This window comes from Prauserella oleivorans (assembly GCF_042685745.1).
GTDB lineage: Bacteria > Actinomycetota > Actinomycetes > Mycobacteriales > Pseudonocardiaceae > Prauserella_A > Prauserella_A oleivorans.
Window position 1 is genome coordinate 5565366 of sequence record NZ_JBHUNT010000001.1, and the last position, 14467, is coordinate 5579832.

The following is a 14467-nucleotide window of genomic DNA, read 5'->3' on the forward strand; positions in this document are numbered from 1 at the left end:
GCGCACGGTGCTGTGACTCAGATCCCCGCTGTGGCCAGCGCGGGCTCCTCACCGGCGCGGCGGGCGCGGGCGCGCGCACCGCGCAGGTAGACCGTCCAGGTGGTGACGAAGCACAGGCCGTAGAAGACGAGGAACGACACGAACGCGGGCACTCCGCCTCCGGTGCCGAGGAACGAGGCGCGGAACGCGAGGTTGATGAACAGTCCACCGAGCGCGCCGACGGCACCGGCGATCCCGATCAGCGCGCCGGAGAGCCTGCGCGCCCGGGCCAGCGCGGTCTCCCGCACCTCGCCTGCGGCGATCCCGCGCAGCGCCTGCTGGTGGAAGATGGCCGGGATCATCTTGTAGGTGGAGCCGTTGCCGATGCCGGAAAGCACGAACAGCGCGATGAATCCGGCCGTGAACAGCCCCAGCGAGCCCGCGTTGGACGCCACGATGCACAGCACCGTGCCCGCCGCCATGCCCAGGAACGTCCACAGCGTCACCGTGGCACCGCCGATCTTATCGGCGAGCCAGCCGCCCACCGGACGGATCAGCGAACCGACCAGGGCACCGATGAAGGTCACCTGAGCGGCCTGCAGCGGCGTGCGGTCGAACTGGTTCTGCAACACCAGGCCGAAGGCGAAGCTGTAGCCGATGAACGAGCCGAACGTTCCGATGTAGAGCAGCGACATCACGTAGGAGTGCTTGTCCTTGAGCACCTCCCGCATCGCGTTGCCTTCCTGCTTCACGTTCGCGAGGTTGTCCATGAACAACGCCGCGCACGTGATGGCGACGATGACGAGCGGCAGGTAGATGTAGAAGATGATCTGCGGCGCGCCGCTGCCCGCGGTGCTGATGACGATCAGGCCGACGACCTGGATCGCCGCGACACCGAGGTTTCCGCCGCCCGCGTTCAGCCCGAGCGCCGCGCCCTTGAGCCGTTCCGGGAAGAACGAGTTGATGTTGGTCATCGACGACGCGAAGTTGCCGCCGCCCACACCACCGATGGCGGCGACGAGCATGAAGACCCACAACGGCGTGCCCGGCTCCATCACGATCCCGGCCAGGATGGTCGGGATCAGCAGCATCCCGGCGCTGATGATCGTCCAGTTGCGGCCGCCGAACTTCGCCACGGCCAGCGTGTAGGGGACCCGCAGGATCGCCCCGACGAGCGACGGGGTCGACACGAGCAGGAACTTGTCCGCGGCCGAGAGCCCGTATTCCGGCCCCATGAACAGCACGAGGACCGACCACAGCGTCCAGATGGAGAAACCGATGTGCTCGGCCAGGATCGAGAACCACAGGTTGCGAGTGGCGACCTTTTTGCCTTCGGCTTCCCAGAATCGAGTATCTTCCGGATCCCAGTGTTCGATCCACCGTTTCCCGGTGAGAGTCGGAGCGGACATGGTGACTTCCTCCTCGTAGGGCCGGCGGTGGGGACATGCGCGTGCCGAGCGCGAACCTAGGCACCGCGGATTTCGAGAACAGCGTCGCCCTGTCGCGGCGCTGCTAATTTCTGCTCACCGGCGCGAATCACGCGCGGTGAGAACGGGAAGTATCAGGACGTGCTGGCGAGCCACTCGGCAATGCCGCACACGGCGTCCCGGCAACTGCCGCAGCCGGTGCTCGCACGGGTCGCGGTCGCCAGATCGTCCACAGTGGACGCACCGGACCGCCACGCGTCCACGAGCCTGCCCTTGCTCACCGAGTTGCACCGGCAAACGACCGCCGAGGCCGGCAGGTCCGCGGGACTGGCCGCCCCGGGCGCACCCGAGGGCAACGCGCGGCCCAGCAGCAGCGCGAGCCGGTCACTCGGCACCGGGCCGCCTCGGTCGTAGAGCTGCGTGATGGCGGCCGCCGCGTCGGGCACACCGAGCACGATCGCGCCCGCCACCTTCTCGTCGCGCACCACCAGCTTCGCGTACCGGCCCCGGGCCGGATCGTTGACGCACACCACCTCGGCGTCCTCGTCCTCGGTGTCGGCCTCGGTCTGTGTGTCACCCACCGCGGCCAGGTCGACGCCCCGCGCCTTCAGCCGGGTGACCACCGACGTGCCCCGGTACCTGGCCGCGGTGTCGGTGCCGGTGAGCAGGTCGGCCAGCACCTCCGCCTGCTCCCACGCCGGCTGCACGAGCCCGGACGGCGTTCCGGGGTGCTGGGCACAGTCGCCGAGCGCGTGAATGCGGCCGTCGCTGGTCCGCAGCGCGTCGTCCACGACGACACCACGGTCCACCGCCAGCCCGGCGGCCTCGGCGAGCCCGGTCTCGGCACGCACGCCCGTCGACACCACGAGCAGGTCGGCGTCCACGTGGCTGCCGTCGTCCAGTTTGAGCCCGTCCCCCGGTACGTACTTGGCCGCGGTCCGGCCGAGCCGGAAATCGATGCCGAACTCCGCGAGGGCGCGGCCGAGCACCCGGCCCGCGCCGCGGTCGAGCTGCCGTTCCAGCACGTGCGGAGCCGGGTGCACCACCGTGACGAGGTTGCCGCGACCGGCCAGGCCGCGCGCCGCCTCCAGCCCGAGCAGGCCACCGCCGAGCACGGCCACCGGGGCGCCGACGCGGGCGGCGTCGAGGATGCGGTCGCAGTCGTCCAGTGTGCGGAAGGTGAGCGCCCCCTCGGCGAGCGAGCCGTCCTCGTTCACCAGGCCCTCCACCGGCGGCAGCCACGGGCGGCTGCCGGTGGCGAGCACGAGCGCGTCGTATCCGACCGTGCTGCCGTCGGAAAGCCGCACCGTCCGGGCGGCGCGGTCGATCCCCGTCGCGGGTGTGCCGAGCCGAAGATCGACCCCGTGCCGCTGCGCCCAGTCGTCGTCGTGCAGCCGCACCGTCTCCGGCCGCATCGTGCCCGCCACCACCGCGGAGAGCAGCACGCGGTTGTACGCGGCGTGCGGCTCGGCGCCGATCACGGTCAGTGTCACCCGCTCGCCATGCGGGTCCCGGCGGCGGATCTCGTCGGCGAGCCGCGCGCCCGCCATGCCGTATCCGAGCACGACCACCTTGCGGGCGCTCATGCTGCACCGTCCTTTCCGGACTGCGGGCCGAGCCGGACCGCGCACACCTTGAACTCCGGCATCCGGCTCGTCGGGTCGAGCGCCGGGTTGGTCAACAGGTTCGCCCGCTGCTCTCCCGGGAAGTGGAAGGGCAGGAACACGACCTCCGGCCGCATCGACGTCACACAGCGCACGCGGGCGGTGACCTCACCTCGGCGCGAGGTGACGACGGCCAGATCGCCGTCGGTGAGCCCGGCCCGCTCCGCGGTGTCCGGATGCACCTCGACGCAGGCCTCCGGAACGGCGTCGGCCAGTTCCGGGACGAGCCGGGTCTGCGCTCCCGACTGGTAGTGCTGCAGCACCCGGCCGGTGGTGGCGACCAAGGGGAACTCGGTGTCCGGCCGTTCGGCCGGCCCGGTGTGCTCCACGGGCACGAACCGCGCCCGGCCGTCGGGATGCGCGAAGGAGTCGAGGAACAGGCGTGGCGTGCCCGGATGCTCGGTGCCGGGCACCGGCCAGTACAGCGCCTCGCCCGCCCGCAACCGCTCGTAGCTGACGCCCGAATAGTCGGCGGGCCCGCCCGCCGAGGCCGCGCGCAGCTCGGTGAACACGGTCTCGGCATCCGCGGGGAACCGCTCGGGCGGCTGCCCCAGCCGGACGGCGAGTGCGGCCAGCACGTCGAGGTCGGTGCGCACCCCCTCGGGCGGGTTGATCGCTTTGCGGCGCAACAGAACCCGGCCCTCGAGGTTGGTCATCGTGCCGTCCTCCTCGGCCCACTGGGTCACCGGGAGCACCACGTCGGCGAGCGCGGACGTCTCCGACAACACGAGGTCCGCGGTCACCAGGAAGTCCAGTTCGGACAGCCGGTCGGCGACGTGTGCGGAACGGGGCGCCGAGACCACCACATTGCTGCCGAACACCAGCAGTGCTCTCGGCCCGTCCTCGGTGCCGAGCGCGTCGAGCAGTTCGTAGGCCGACCGGCCGGGGCCTGGCAACGACTCGGCGGGCACTCCCCACACGCCCGCGACGTGCTCGCGCGCGGCCGGGTCGGCGATCTTGCGGTACCCCGGCAGTTGGTCGGCTTTCTGACCGTGCTCGCGGCCGCCCTGGCCGTTGCCCTGGCCGGTGAGGCAGCCGTAGCCGGAGCCGGCGCGGCCGGGAAGTCCGTGGGCGAGGGCCAGGTTGATCCACGCGCTCACCGTGTCGACGCCGGTGGCGTGCTGCTCGGCGCCGCGCGCGGTGAGCACGTAGGCGTTGTCCGCCCGCGCGAGCATCGCGGCGACCCGGCGCTGGTCCGCGGCACTGACCCCGGTGATGCGCTCGACCCGCTCGGGCCAGTACGCGGCCGCCACGCGCCAGGCCGGTCCGAACCCGGTCGTGCGTCCGTCCACATAGGCCTGGTCGAGCAGACCGTCGGCCACGGTCGCGTGCAGGATGCCGAGGGCGAGCGCCAGGTCGGTGCCGGGCGCGGGCGCGAGGTGCAGGTTCGCTTGCTCGGCGGTGGGTGTACGACGCGGATCGACGACCACGAGCCCGCCCTTGGCCGCCGCACCGCGCAGGTGCTGCACGAACGGCGGCATGGTCTCGGCGGGGTTGGCCCCCACGAGCACGATCACGTCGGCGCCGGCGAGATCGGTCAGCGGGAAGGGCAGGCCCCGGTCCAGGCCGAACGCCTTCATCCCCGCCGCGGCCGCCGACGACATGCAGAACCGGCCGTTGTAGTCGATCTGCGACGTGCCGAGTGCCACGCGGGCGAACTTGCCGAGCAGGTAGCTCTTCTCGTTGGTCAGCCCCCCGCCGCCGAAGATCGCGACCGAGTCCTTGCCGTGTTCGCGCTGAAGTGTGGTCAGCCGGTCGGCGATGAGGTCGAGCGCGTCGTCCCAGCTCGCGGGACGGAGTTCGCCGCCGGAGCGGATCAGCGGAGTGGTCAGCCGGGCCGGGGAGGCGAGCAGGGCGGGTGAGGTCCAGCCCTTCTGGCACAGCCCGCCCGCGTTGGTGGGGAACTGGCGTGGCGCCACCTCGGCCGCCGGGCCGAGCGTCATCCCGCACTGCAGAGCGCAGTACGGACAGTGGGTCTCCACCTGGGTTTTCACGTGGGCTTCCGCGGTCGTCGTCGCCGGATCGGCGGTCAGCGTCAACGGACACCTCCTGTTGCTCGCTGGCAGCACCCGACGGTAGGTAGCCCGTGTTACTCGAAAATGGCTGAATGTTTCAGGCGTGCGACATTGACCGCCCACGGCGGGCGGTGCGTGGTGAACGTCAGAGCAGCTCGCTCACGGCACCCGCGGCCCGGCGCAGGCCGTCGAGGGCGACGTCGGTGGAATGCGGGTACAGCGCGTTGTAGGCGAGCCGGAAGAGTGTCGCGCGCAACAGCAGCTGCGACCATTCCGGCAGATGAGACCAGCGACGGAACAGGTCGGTGTCGGCGTCGCCCCAGGCGACCGCGTCGACGGCGGCCACGGCCGCACCCCACTCGGCGGGCCGGAAGGCGGGAACGAAGTCGACGATGCCGGGCGGAGCGTCGCCGTCGAAGAGCACCGTGCCGAACAGCTCACTGTGCACGAGCTGGTCCGGTGAGGCCACCGGGCGCCGGGCGGGCGCGAGGATCTCGAACCACCGGCCGCCCTTGCGCTCGTCGAGCTCCATCTCCAGCTCGCCCCATGCCAGCCGTTCCGCGTCGGCGGCGATGCCCTGCCGTGCGGGAACGGTGTCGGGCCGGGCCAACTCCGCGGTGGCCTGGTGCAGTTTGACGGCCGTGAGCACGATCTCGTCGGGCCGGTTCTCCGGCTTGCCGGACACGTACCGGCTGGCCGCCCAGCCGCCGATCACCCACCTGCCGTCGGTGGTGCGCAGCGGACGTGCGATCCGCAGATCCGGGACGTCGAGCGCGGCGAACGTACGGGCCAGCCACACCGCGTGGGCGCGATCGGCGACCTGGCGCAGCACCACCTCGCCGCAGCGCCACGCCGTGCCGCCGGGGAGCGGCTCGGCGTCGACGGCGCCCAGGCCGAACGCCGTGCACACATGCGCGGGGGGACGTTCAGTGGTAGGCGGCACAGCGTCGGACGTTACCGCGACCACACAACGGGCGGCGAGAGGCGCTCCGGCACCCGACGACAACGAATCCGACACGACGCGAGGGCCCCGCCCGCGCCGTGACGCGAACGGGGCCCTCGCTGCACCCGGAAACCGGCTTGTGGTGAATCAGTAGGTCGGCAGGCTGGTGTCGATCTGCTTGGCCCAGGCGAGCACGCCGCCACCGAGGTGGGTGGCGTCCTTGAACCCGGCGCGGTGCAGGGCGGCCAGCGCCTCGGCCGAGCGGGCACCCGACTTGCAGTGCAGCACGATCGGCTTGTCCTGCGGCAGCTCCGCCAGCGCCTCCCCCGAGAGGATCCGGTCCTTCGGGATCAGCTTGGCGCCCTTGATGTTGACGATCTCGTATTCGTGCGGCTCGCGGACGTCGATGAGCTCGAAGTCCTCGCCCGCGTCGAACTTGGCCTTCAGCTCCGCCGGGGTGATGGTGCTGCCCGACGCCGCCTGCTGCGCCTCGTCCGACACGACACCGCAGAACGCCTCGTAGTCGATCAGCTCGGTGATCTTCGGGGTGTCCGGATCCTTGCGGATCTTCACCTCGCGGTAGCGCATCTCGAGCGCGTCGTAGCTGATGAGCCTGCCGAGCAGTGGCTCACCGATGCCCGTGATGAGCTTGATCGCCTCGGTCACCATGATCGAGCCGATGGACGCGCAGAGCACGCCCAGCACACCGCCCTCGGCGCACGACGGCACCATGCCGGGAGGCGGCGGCTCGGGGTAGAGGTCGCGGTAGTTGAGGCCCTGGCCGTTCGGCGCGTCCTCCCAGAACACGCTGACCTGGCCCTCGAACCGAAAGATCGACCCCCACACGTACGGCTTGCCCAGCAGCACGGCGGCGTCGTTCACCAGGTAACGCGTGGCGAAGTTGTCCGTGCCGTCCAGGATCAGGTCGTAGCCGCGGAAGACGTCCAGCGCGTTGTCCGTCGTCAACTGCTCCTGGTGAAGGACGACGTTGACGAACGGGTTGATCTCCGCCACCGACTCCTTCGCCGACTGCGCCTTCGGCTTGCCGACGTCGGACTGGCCGTGGATGACCTGGCGCTGCAGGTTCGACTCGTCGACGACATCGAAGTCGATGACGCCGAGAGTGCCCACCCCGGCGGCGGCGAGATACAGCAGCGCCGGGCTGCCCAGGCCTCCGGCCCCGATCACCAGCACCTTCGCGTTCTTCAGCCGCTTCTGCCCGTCCATCCCGACATCCGGGATGATGAGGTGCCGGCTGTAGCGCGCCACCTCCTCCTTGGTGAGCTCGGCAGCCGGCTCGACGAGCGGCGGCAGCGTACCCGACATCAGGTCCTCCATCTCGCGCTTATCGCGGTCCATCAATCTATAACCGCTGGAGCGGTCCAGAACTTCCCCGCGTCCACATCCTGGACGCCAGGGTCAGCGCGCCTGTGGGTTCGGCCACGCGTTGGGCTTGCAGACCTTGCCGTCGGCGGGCACGGTGCCCTGGTCCCCGCCCGGCGTGTTGTTGAGCCGGGCCACGTAGTCGTTGGCGACGCCGAACGTCTGCTGCATCATCACCGGCGCCAGCGCGCCGTCCTGCGCGCAGCCCTCGTGGCCGTTGCCGAGCGCGTGCCCGACCTCGTGGTTGATGGCGTACTGGCGGTACCCGATCATGTCGCCGCTGAAGGCGAGCGCACCCCGCACCCAGCGGGCGAGGTTGATGACGACGCGGTTCTCACCGTCGACGTCGCGGCGATAACAGGAGGCCTCGAACGGGATCGAGTTGCCGCAGATGTCCGGCCGGTGCGCGGTGTCGGGCGTGGTCAGGCTGACCCGGAAGTCGGGGTCGGGATGGCTCGCGTCGACCCGCTGCAGCGACACCTCGCCGGTTCCCGTCCAGCTGCGCGGATCGGAGAGGATGCCCTCGACGGCCTGCGCGAACCCGTCGTCGCCGAGGTAGCTCGCCGGGTCGATCCCGTCCTCGACCTCCACGGTGTAGGTGTAGAGCTCCCCGCCGTCGCCGGCCTTCCGGCCGGTGCCCGGCACGACGTGCCAGGTGCCCCTGCCCTTGCGGGTGTAGTCGCCGCCCTCGGGCAGCTTCGCAGTCGGGATGTTGAGGTCGACCTGCTCGGCGGGCTGCTCGGGCACGCCGGCTGCCTCACCGGAGGACAGCGTGCTCGACGTGCCGGAACTCCCGCTGTCGCCGCTCGCGCCGAGTTCGGGATCCGTGCGCGTGGTGTCCACCACGACGAGCGCGGTGATGACCAGCAGCACCGGGACGGCGTAGACCCGCCAGCCGTAGGTGCTGAGCAGCCTGCGCAGCTTCGACCGCCGGCGAGGCGGTGTGTCGCCGTCCGTGCCCGCCGTCCCGGACTCGTCCCCGGTCGCGGGCTCGTCGGCGTCCTGCCGTGGCCGCCACGACGCCCGCAGCGGCTCGCCCGTCGCCCTGCGTGTCCCCGGGCGGTAGCGGTCGCCGGAGGCGCGGTCGCCGCGGGCGCCGCGCCCGCGGGCACGGCTGGTGGCGCCTCCGTCCGCAGGCCCGGTTCGCGAACCGTCACGCCGTGCTCCGTGCGACACCCTGTCCACGGGCCAAGGGTGCCACACGCCCGCGATGTCACAGGGCGGCACCGGCCGCGCAGTGGTCCGGGCCTCTCCTCACCACCGGCCCGATTCGACGTGTTCCCACATCCCCAGCACGGCCCGCGCCACGGTCACCGGACGCTCCATCTGAGCGACGTGCCCGGTCCTCGGGAGCACCAGCAACCGCGCGTTCGGGATGAGCTTCGCGGTGCGCTGCGCCCTGCGCACGGAGATCACCTTGTCGTGGGTGCCCCATACGACAAGCGTCGGTGCCTGCACCGTCGGCGCCACGCGCCAGAGCGAGTTGGCGCCCCGGCTGAACCACGTGCGGAAGATCTCTAACGTGCTGCGCGCCATCGCCAGGTTGGCCCAGGCGAACTCCGCCCTCGCGCCGTGCTCCTCGGCGAGCTCGGCCAGCCGGTGCTCGGGGAAGGAGTCCGGGTCGGCGAAGCACAGCCGGATCACCTGCTGGGCCCGCTCGTGCGGGGTCAGCGCGGCGAGCTGCCTGCGCGCCCGCTTGCCGATCACCGGCAGGTAGGCCAAGGCGAGCCGCGGGTCGGAGAGCCTGCGCGGATCGAGCCGCCGGTCCGGCATCGCGGGCGAGATCAGCGTGAGTGTGCGCACGAGGTCCGGGCGCCGCGCGGCGAGTAGGAGCGCGACGGCGCCACCCATCGAGTTGCCCACGACGTGCACCGGGCCGGGCGCGTCCCCCTCGATGAAGGAGGCGACGACGTCCGAGTGGGCGGTCAGGCTGAACGGGAAGCCGTCCAGCGGTTCGGAGAAGCCGAATCCGGGCAGATCGAGTGCCACGCCCTCGGCGTGCGGCGCGAGTTGGGCGGCCAGGTCGGTCCAGTTGGTGGAGGAGCCGCCGAGTCCGTGCACGTAGACCACGCGGGCGTCCTCCGCACCGGGCGTGCGCCGGACGTGCAGCCGCAGGTCCCCTACCCTTTCGGTGCTGCCCTCCCACGGCGTGAGCGTGGGGTCGAACGGCGGCAACGGCGCGGTCGACAGGGGAACGTGCGTCAGTGGCGCCCGCCTGCCGGCGGGTGCGGCGAGGCGGCCGGGCAGTGTTTCGGACACGACTCCAGGATGCCTCATGGCACCGGTCTTGGCGTCCGGCGCGTACCGGCGAGTAATGTTCGACGGGATGAAGTTCTGGAGGGCCGCATGACTATGCGGACCGACCGGGTGCGGGTGCCCCGCACGACAGTGGAGGCGGGATGACTGAGACGGCGCGACCGCAGACCGACGCGAGCGCGAGCACCGGATCGGCACAGTACGGCCGGGGAGTTCGGCTGCCCCGCACCGAGCGACGCGCACAACTGCTGGCCGCGGCGCAGCAGGTGTTCGCCGCGAACGGCTACCACGCCGCGGCGATGGACGACATCGCCGAACGTGCCGGGGTCAGCAAGCCGGTGCTCTACCAGCACTTCCCCGGCAAACTCGACCTCTACATCGCGCTGCTGGAAAGCCACGTCGACCACCTGGTGACGGCGGTGCGGGCGGCCCTCGCCTCCACCACCGACAACAAGCAGCGGGTGAAGAACGCCGTCGGCGCGTTCTTCGACTTCGTCAACGGCGACGCCGGTGCGTTCCGCATGGTCTTCGAGTCGGACCTGCGTGGTGAGCCCGCCGTCCAGGAGGCCGTGGACCGCGCCACGTCGGCGACCGTCGACGCGATCGCCGAGACGATCATGTCCGACGTGGGCCTGGTCGAGGAGAAGGCCCGGCTGCTGGCCGTCGGCCTGGTCGGGATGAGCCAGGTCAGCGCACGCTACTGGCTCAACCAGAACAGCTCGATCAGCCGGGACGACGCCGTGGCCCTCACCTCGACGCTGGCGTGGCGCGGGATCGGCGCGGGCTTCCCGCTGCAGCACCCGTGAGCTCGGCGAGCACCGCGGCGACCTCGCGGTGCCGTTCCTGAGCCAGCATGTGCCCCGCACCCGGGTAGAGCACGAGCCGCGCACCGGGCAGTTCCTCGGCGATGGCCTCCGCGTGCGGGAGCGGGGTCAGCCGGTCGGCCTCACCGGCGAGCACCACGGCCCGCGTCGTGCGCAGCGCCGCGAGCGCGGTCCGGCGGTCGTGCAGGTTGATGGCGTTCTGGAACCCGCCGAGGCTGCGCGGATGTGCCCGCAGCAGCTGGTCGGCCACCGACGCGACGTCGGCGCGCCGGGGCTTCCTGCCGAACACGAGCCACCGCGCACCGGCCTTCGCCGCCGCGGGGCCGACCGGCAGCGCGTCCTTGCGGTACTCGAGCAGCAGCTTCGCCAGCCGGCGTTCCACGCGCGTGGCCGCCCTGCCCAGCGCACCCGGCAGGCCGAGCGTGATCCGGTCCATGTTGCCGCAGGAGGTGGCCACGAACGCCACTCCGGCGACCCGCTCGGCCACGAGATCCGGATGCCGGTCGGCCAGTGCCATGATCGTCATGCCGCCCAGCGAGTGCCCGGCGAGCACGATCCGGCCGTCCGGCACCCGGCCGGCGAGGAGCTCGGCCAGGTCGTCGGCGAGCTGGTCGATGGTCGCGGTGCCGGGCGGCGCGGGCGAGGAGGAGCCGTGCCCGCGCAGGTCGTAGCGCAGGATCCGCACCGACGGCGGCAGCTCGCGCACCACGCGGTCCCAGGTCCGCAGGTCCTGGGTCCACCCGTGCACCAGCACAAGCGTGACCTCGGCGTCGGCCGGGCCGGTGAGCTCGGTGTGCAGGCGCGTTCCGTCGGTGGTGACGAACGGCTCGCTCATCGCGGCAGCAGGAACGAGCTGCGCCACAGGTGCATGCCCGGCGCGCCGACCAGACCGGCCTCCTCCAGGAACGGCATGATCCGCTCGCCGGAGTACCGGATGGTCTCCTGCCAGTTCGGGTTGTTCAGCGCGGCCTGGTAGCCGTCGCGCGGGCGGATACCGACGGCCTTGTAGACGTGCGGGTTGATGAGGCTGCGCGTGATGTGCCACGAGACGTAGGCGATGAGCCAGCGCTGGTAGATCCACTCGGCCTTCGACAGCGTCTTGACCCGCCGCATGACCTCCTCGCGCGCGAAGGTGACGTGCCGCGCCTCCTCCAGCACGTGAATCCGGTTGACCATGCGCACCAGCGGCTGGATCTCGGGGTCGTTCATCTGCTCGCGCTGGAGCCGGTCGAGGATCTCCTCGGCGACCAGGATGGAGCCGTACAACGCGGGGCCGTAGCCGATGACGGGCAGGATCTTGGACAGCTTGTGCCGCCACTTCACCGGCCCGTACGCGGGGCAGCCGATGCGCTCGGCCATGCGCGCGAACATCGTGGAGTGCCGGCACTCGTCGGCGATCTCGGTCAGCGCGTACTGGGCGTGCCGGGTGGTCGGGTCGGCGTCGTAGACCTCCTTGAGCAGCAGCTGCATGAGGATGACCTCGAACCAGAGGCCGTTGGTCGCGACGCTGGCGATCTCGTGCTTACCGAGCTCGATGCGCTGCTGCGGCGTCAGCTTCTCCCACAGCTCGGTGCCGTAGAGGCTGGACCGGTGTTCGGGGATGTAGCGCTTGCCCTCGACCAGTGGCGCGTCCCAGTCGATGTCGACCTCGGGGTCGTAGAACTTGTTGGCCGATGACTTCAGCAGCCGGTCGGCTGTCTTCTCGCGTCCTGCGTCGTCCAGGGTCCGCGTCATCGCGGCCACCATCCTTCCCGACTGGATGTAACTTCCGGTAACAGTTACTTCTGGTAGCATGAAGTCCATGTCCGACCGTGTCAAGCGCAACAGTCCGGCGCCCGTCGATCAGGGCACGACGCCCGGCTCCGGCGACGCCCGCCGCGACCGGTGGCGCAAGCACCGCATCGCCCGGCGCGCCGAGTTCGTCGACGCCGCGCTCGCCGCGCTCGAGGAACACGGTCCCGACCTGGGCATGGAGGACGTCGCCGCGGCCGCGGGCGTCACCAAGCCCGTGCTGTACCGGCACTTCGGGGACAAGGCCGACCTGTATCTGGCGCTCGGGGAGCGCGGCACGGACCTGCTGTTCCAGCGGCTGCTGCCGGCCATCAACGCCGAACTGGCCCCGGTGCCGCGGATCCGGATGGCGCTCGACGCGTTCTTCACGGTCATCGAACAACACCCGAACCTGTACCGGCTGCTCGCGCGCAGGCGCTTCGCCGACAAGCCCGTGGACGCCGACGTCGTCGCCGAGGACAAGGAACTCATCGCCACGGCACTGACGGCCCTGCTCGGCGACTACCTGCGCATGTTCAACCTGGACTCCGGCGCCGCCGAGCCGTGGGCACACGGGGTGGTCGGCATGGTGCAGAACACGGGCGAATGGTGGCTGAACAAGCGGACCATGAGCCGCGACAGCGTCGTGGAGTACCTCACGCAGATCATCTGGGCGGCCATCGACGGACTGGCCAGGCAACACGGCCTGACGATCGATCCGAACAAGCCGCTCGAGGTGAACAAGGTCGTCCAGCTCTCCCGGAGCAGCGACCGGACAGCACGCACTGGCAACGAGGCTGGAGGAGCACGGTGAGCGAGCACGAGCACGAACACGACGAGGACGGCTACACCGGCGCCGCCACCCTGGTGGTGGACGACACGGAGCTCGAGGTCGAGGTGGAGCTGCGCGGCCACTTCCAGCCGATCGACGGCTACTACCACTGGTACGGCCGCATCCGGCAGAGCGAGCGGCTCTCCGGGCTCGCGGGCGGTCGCAAGCGCAAGGTCGAGATCCGCACCCCGCACGGCACGGCGGCCGGCGAGATCTCCGACCCGGACCCGTGGGACCGCTACCGCATCATGGGCACGAGCACGCCGCCGTTCGCGGTGCCCACGTCACTCGAGGAACTCGAGGAGCTGCCGGGCTGAACCGGCACCGGCACCCGCACCGGCACCCGCACCAGCACAGGACGAAACGGGCACCCGGCAGATCGAGCCGGGTGCCCGTTGTCGTGAGCTGGGGTGTGTCGTCAGGAGCCGACGGCGAAACCGACCCTGCGCACGTCCGACGGCGCGATCTCGACATACGCGATCCGGTCGGACGGGATCAGGTACTTGCGGCCCTTGTCGTCGGTCAGGCGGCACAGGCCGTCGTCGGCACTCAGCGCGTCGGCGACCAGCTTCTCGACCTCGTCGGCCGTCTGGCCGCTGGACACCACGAGCTCCCGCGGGGTGTCCTTGATGCCGATCTTGACCTCCACGTGCAACCTCCGCCTGGTAAATGCCGGTGCGTTTCGAGTCAAGGCTAACCGAGACCGAGCACCTGCATCCGCTTGGAGTGAGCCTGCTGCAGCCGGCGGAACAACGCCGCGATCCCGGACAGGTCACCCGAGCCCGTGACGATGAGCTCGGCGAGGCCGTCGCGCTCGGCCACGATGTACTGGGCCTGCGTCAACGCCTCACCGAGCAGGCGGCGTGCCCACAGGGCGAGCCGGTCGCGCTGCTTGGCGTCGGCCTCGATGGCCGCCGCGACTTCGCGCTCGGCGAACGCGGAGTGCCCGGTGTCCGCGAGGACGGTGAGCACCAGCTGCCGGGTGTCCTCGTCGAGCACCTGGGACAGCTCTCGGTACAGATCCGCGGCCAGGTTGTCGACGACGTAGGCCTTGACCAGCGACTCCAGCCAGGTCCTCGGCGCGGTCGACTGCTGGAAGGCGTCGATGTGCCGCCGGAAGGGGTTCATCGCCTCCTCGACGGCGACGCCGTGTGCCGCCAGTTGTCGCGCCAGCATCTCGTAGTGCCCGATCTCGGCAGCCGCCATCGACGCCAGCGCAGCGCGGCCGGCGAGCGTCGGCGCGGACCGCGCGTCCTCGGCCAGCCGGTCGAACGCCGACAACTCGCTGTAGGCGAGCACCCCCATCAGGTCGACGACACCCGGGCTGATCTCTGCCTTCGCCTCACTCACGCGCTTCACCGTAGTTGAGCCGTT

Annotated in this window: 14 protein-coding genes; 3 read left to right on the forward strand and 11 right to left on the reverse strand. The window is 71.0% G+C overall.

From position 1 onward, the window contains the following. Positions 1-17: 17 nt before the first annotated feature. From ACFSZT_RS27280 to ACFSZT_RS27310, 7 genes are all read right to left on the reverse strand, one after another. Entirely contained in the window at positions 18-1388 is a 1371-nt protein-coding gene (locus tag ACFSZT_RS27280) for a nitrate/nitrite transporter (RefSeq protein ID WP_377393349.1), read from the reverse strand. A 152-nt stretch (positions 1389-1540) separates the two neighbouring features. Next, entirely contained in the window at positions 1541-2992 is a 1452-nt protein-coding gene (locus tag ACFSZT_RS27285) for an FAD-dependent oxidoreductase (RefSeq protein WP_377393346.1), read from the reverse strand. Next, positions 2989-5109 carry a molybdopterin oxidoreductase family protein gene (locus tag ACFSZT_RS27290; protein ID WP_377393343.1) on the reverse strand — a complete coding sequence of 707 codons (2121 nt, stop codon included), beginning with the start codon at positions 5107-5109 and terminating at the stop codon, positions 2989-2991. Before ACFSZT_RS27290 ends, ACFSZT_RS27285 begins: the two co-directional genes overlap by 4 nt. Positions 5110-5230: 121 nt before the next feature. Continuing rightward, positions 5231-6028, reverse strand: coding sequence for a TIGR02569 family protein (locus tag ACFSZT_RS27295; protein ID WP_377393341.1), 798 nt, complete (start codon positions 6026-6028; stop codon positions 5231-5233). A gap of 147 nt (positions 6029-6175) precedes the next feature. After that, complete coding sequence (moeZ, locus tag ACFSZT_RS27300; RefSeq protein ID WP_377393568.1) at positions 6176-7354, reverse strand: adenylyltransferase/sulfurtransferase MoeZ; 1179 nt, start codon at positions 7352-7354, stop codon at positions 6176-6178. A 93-nt stretch (positions 7355-7447) separates the two neighbouring features. Beyond that, the gene (locus tag ACFSZT_RS27305; RefSeq protein ID WP_377393338.1) at positions 7448-8596 is read right to left on the reverse strand and encodes a DUF3152 domain-containing protein; all 1149 of its coding nucleotides are present in this window, start codon (positions 8594-8596) and stop codon (positions 7448-7450) included. A gap of 69 nt (positions 8597-8665) precedes the next feature. Next, positions 8666-9670, reverse strand: coding sequence for an alpha/beta hydrolase (locus tag ACFSZT_RS27310; protein WP_377393335.1), 1005 nt, complete (start codon positions 9668-9670; stop codon positions 8666-8668). Between the two features lie 140 nt (positions 9671-9810). Between ACFSZT_RS27310 and ACFSZT_RS27315 the strand changes: the two genes are divergently transcribed. After that, on the forward strand, positions 9811-10473 hold the full coding sequence (locus ACFSZT_RS27315; protein ID WP_377393332.1) for a TetR/AcrR family transcriptional regulator: 663 nt from the start codon (positions 9811-9813) through the stop codon (positions 10471-10473). Here the strand turns inward: ACFSZT_RS27315 and ACFSZT_RS27320 are convergent. Then, the gene (locus ACFSZT_RS27320; protein WP_377393329.1) at positions 10415-11326 is read right to left on the reverse strand and encodes an alpha/beta fold hydrolase; all 912 of its coding nucleotides are present in this window, start codon (positions 11324-11326) and stop codon (positions 10415-10417) included. The two genes, ACFSZT_RS27315 and ACFSZT_RS27320, sit on opposite strands and share 59 nt — an antisense overlap. Further along, positions 11323-12225 carry an AurF N-oxygenase family protein gene (locus ACFSZT_RS27325; protein ID WP_377393326.1) on the reverse strand — a complete coding sequence of 301 codons (903 nt, stop codon included), beginning with the start codon at positions 12223-12225 and terminating at the stop codon, positions 11323-11325. The genes ACFSZT_RS27320 and ACFSZT_RS27325 overlap by 4 nt, the downstream gene beginning before the upstream one ends. A 58-nt stretch (positions 12226-12283) precedes the next feature. On the opposite strand from ACFSZT_RS27325, the gene ACFSZT_RS27330 reads away from it, so the two are divergent. Beyond that, positions 12284-13075, forward strand: coding sequence for a TetR/AcrR family transcriptional regulator (locus ACFSZT_RS27330; RefSeq protein WP_377393323.1), 792 nt, complete (start codon positions 12284-12286; stop codon positions 13073-13075). Then, on the forward strand, positions 13072-13410 hold the full coding sequence (locus ACFSZT_RS27335; protein WP_377393321.1) for a DUF4873 domain-containing protein: 339 nt from the start codon (positions 13072-13074) through the stop codon (positions 13408-13410). Before ACFSZT_RS27330 ends, ACFSZT_RS27335 begins: the two co-directional genes overlap by 4 nt. Positions 13411-13511: 101 nt before the next feature. Here the strand turns inward: ACFSZT_RS27335 and ACFSZT_RS27340 are convergent, their stop codons facing one another. Together ACFSZT_RS27340 and ACFSZT_RS27345 are read right to left on the reverse strand one after the other, a co-directional pair. Then, positions 13512-13742 (reverse strand): DUF3107 domain-containing protein, encoded by a 231-nt coding sequence (locus ACFSZT_RS27340; protein ID WP_377393318.1) that lies wholly within the window; start codon positions 13740-13742, stop codon positions 13512-13514. 44 nt (positions 13743-13786) lie between these two features. After that, positions 13787-14443 (reverse strand): ferritin-like fold-containing protein, encoded by a 657-nt coding sequence (locus tag ACFSZT_RS27345; protein WP_377393315.1) that lies wholly within the window; start codon positions 14441-14443, stop codon positions 13787-13789. Between the last annotated feature and the right edge of the window lie 24 nt (positions 14444-14467).

Excerpts from the sequence above, each read along its gene's own strand:
- ACFSZT_RS27280 (WP_377393349.1), bottom strand. The coding sequence starts at position 1,388 with ATGTCCGCTCCGACTCTCACCGGGAAACGGTGGATCGAACACTGGGAT.
- ACFSZT_RS27285 (WP_377393346.1), bottom strand. The coding sequence starts at position 2,992 with ATGAGCGCCCGCAAGGTGGTCGTGCTCGGATACGGCATGGCGGGCGCG.
- moeZ (WP_377393568.1), bottom strand. The coding sequence starts at position 7,354 with ATGTCGGGTACGCTGCCGCCGCTCGTCGAGCCGGCTGCCGAGCTCACC.
- ACFSZT_RS27315 (WP_377393332.1), top strand. The coding sequence starts at position 9,811 with ATGACTGAGACGGCGCGACCGCAGACCGACGCGAGCGCGAGCACCGGA.
- ACFSZT_RS27320 (WP_377393329.1), bottom strand. The coding sequence starts at position 11,326 with ATGAGCGAGCCGTTCGTCACCACCGACGGAACGCGCCTGCACACCGAG.
- ACFSZT_RS27325 (WP_377393326.1), bottom strand. The coding sequence starts at position 12,225 with ATGACGCGGACCCTGGACGACGCAGGACGCGAGAAGACAGCCGACCGG.
- ACFSZT_RS27330 (WP_377393323.1), top strand. The coding sequence starts at position 12,284 with ATGAAGTCCATGTCCGACCGTGTCAAGCGCAACAGTCCGGCGCCCGTC.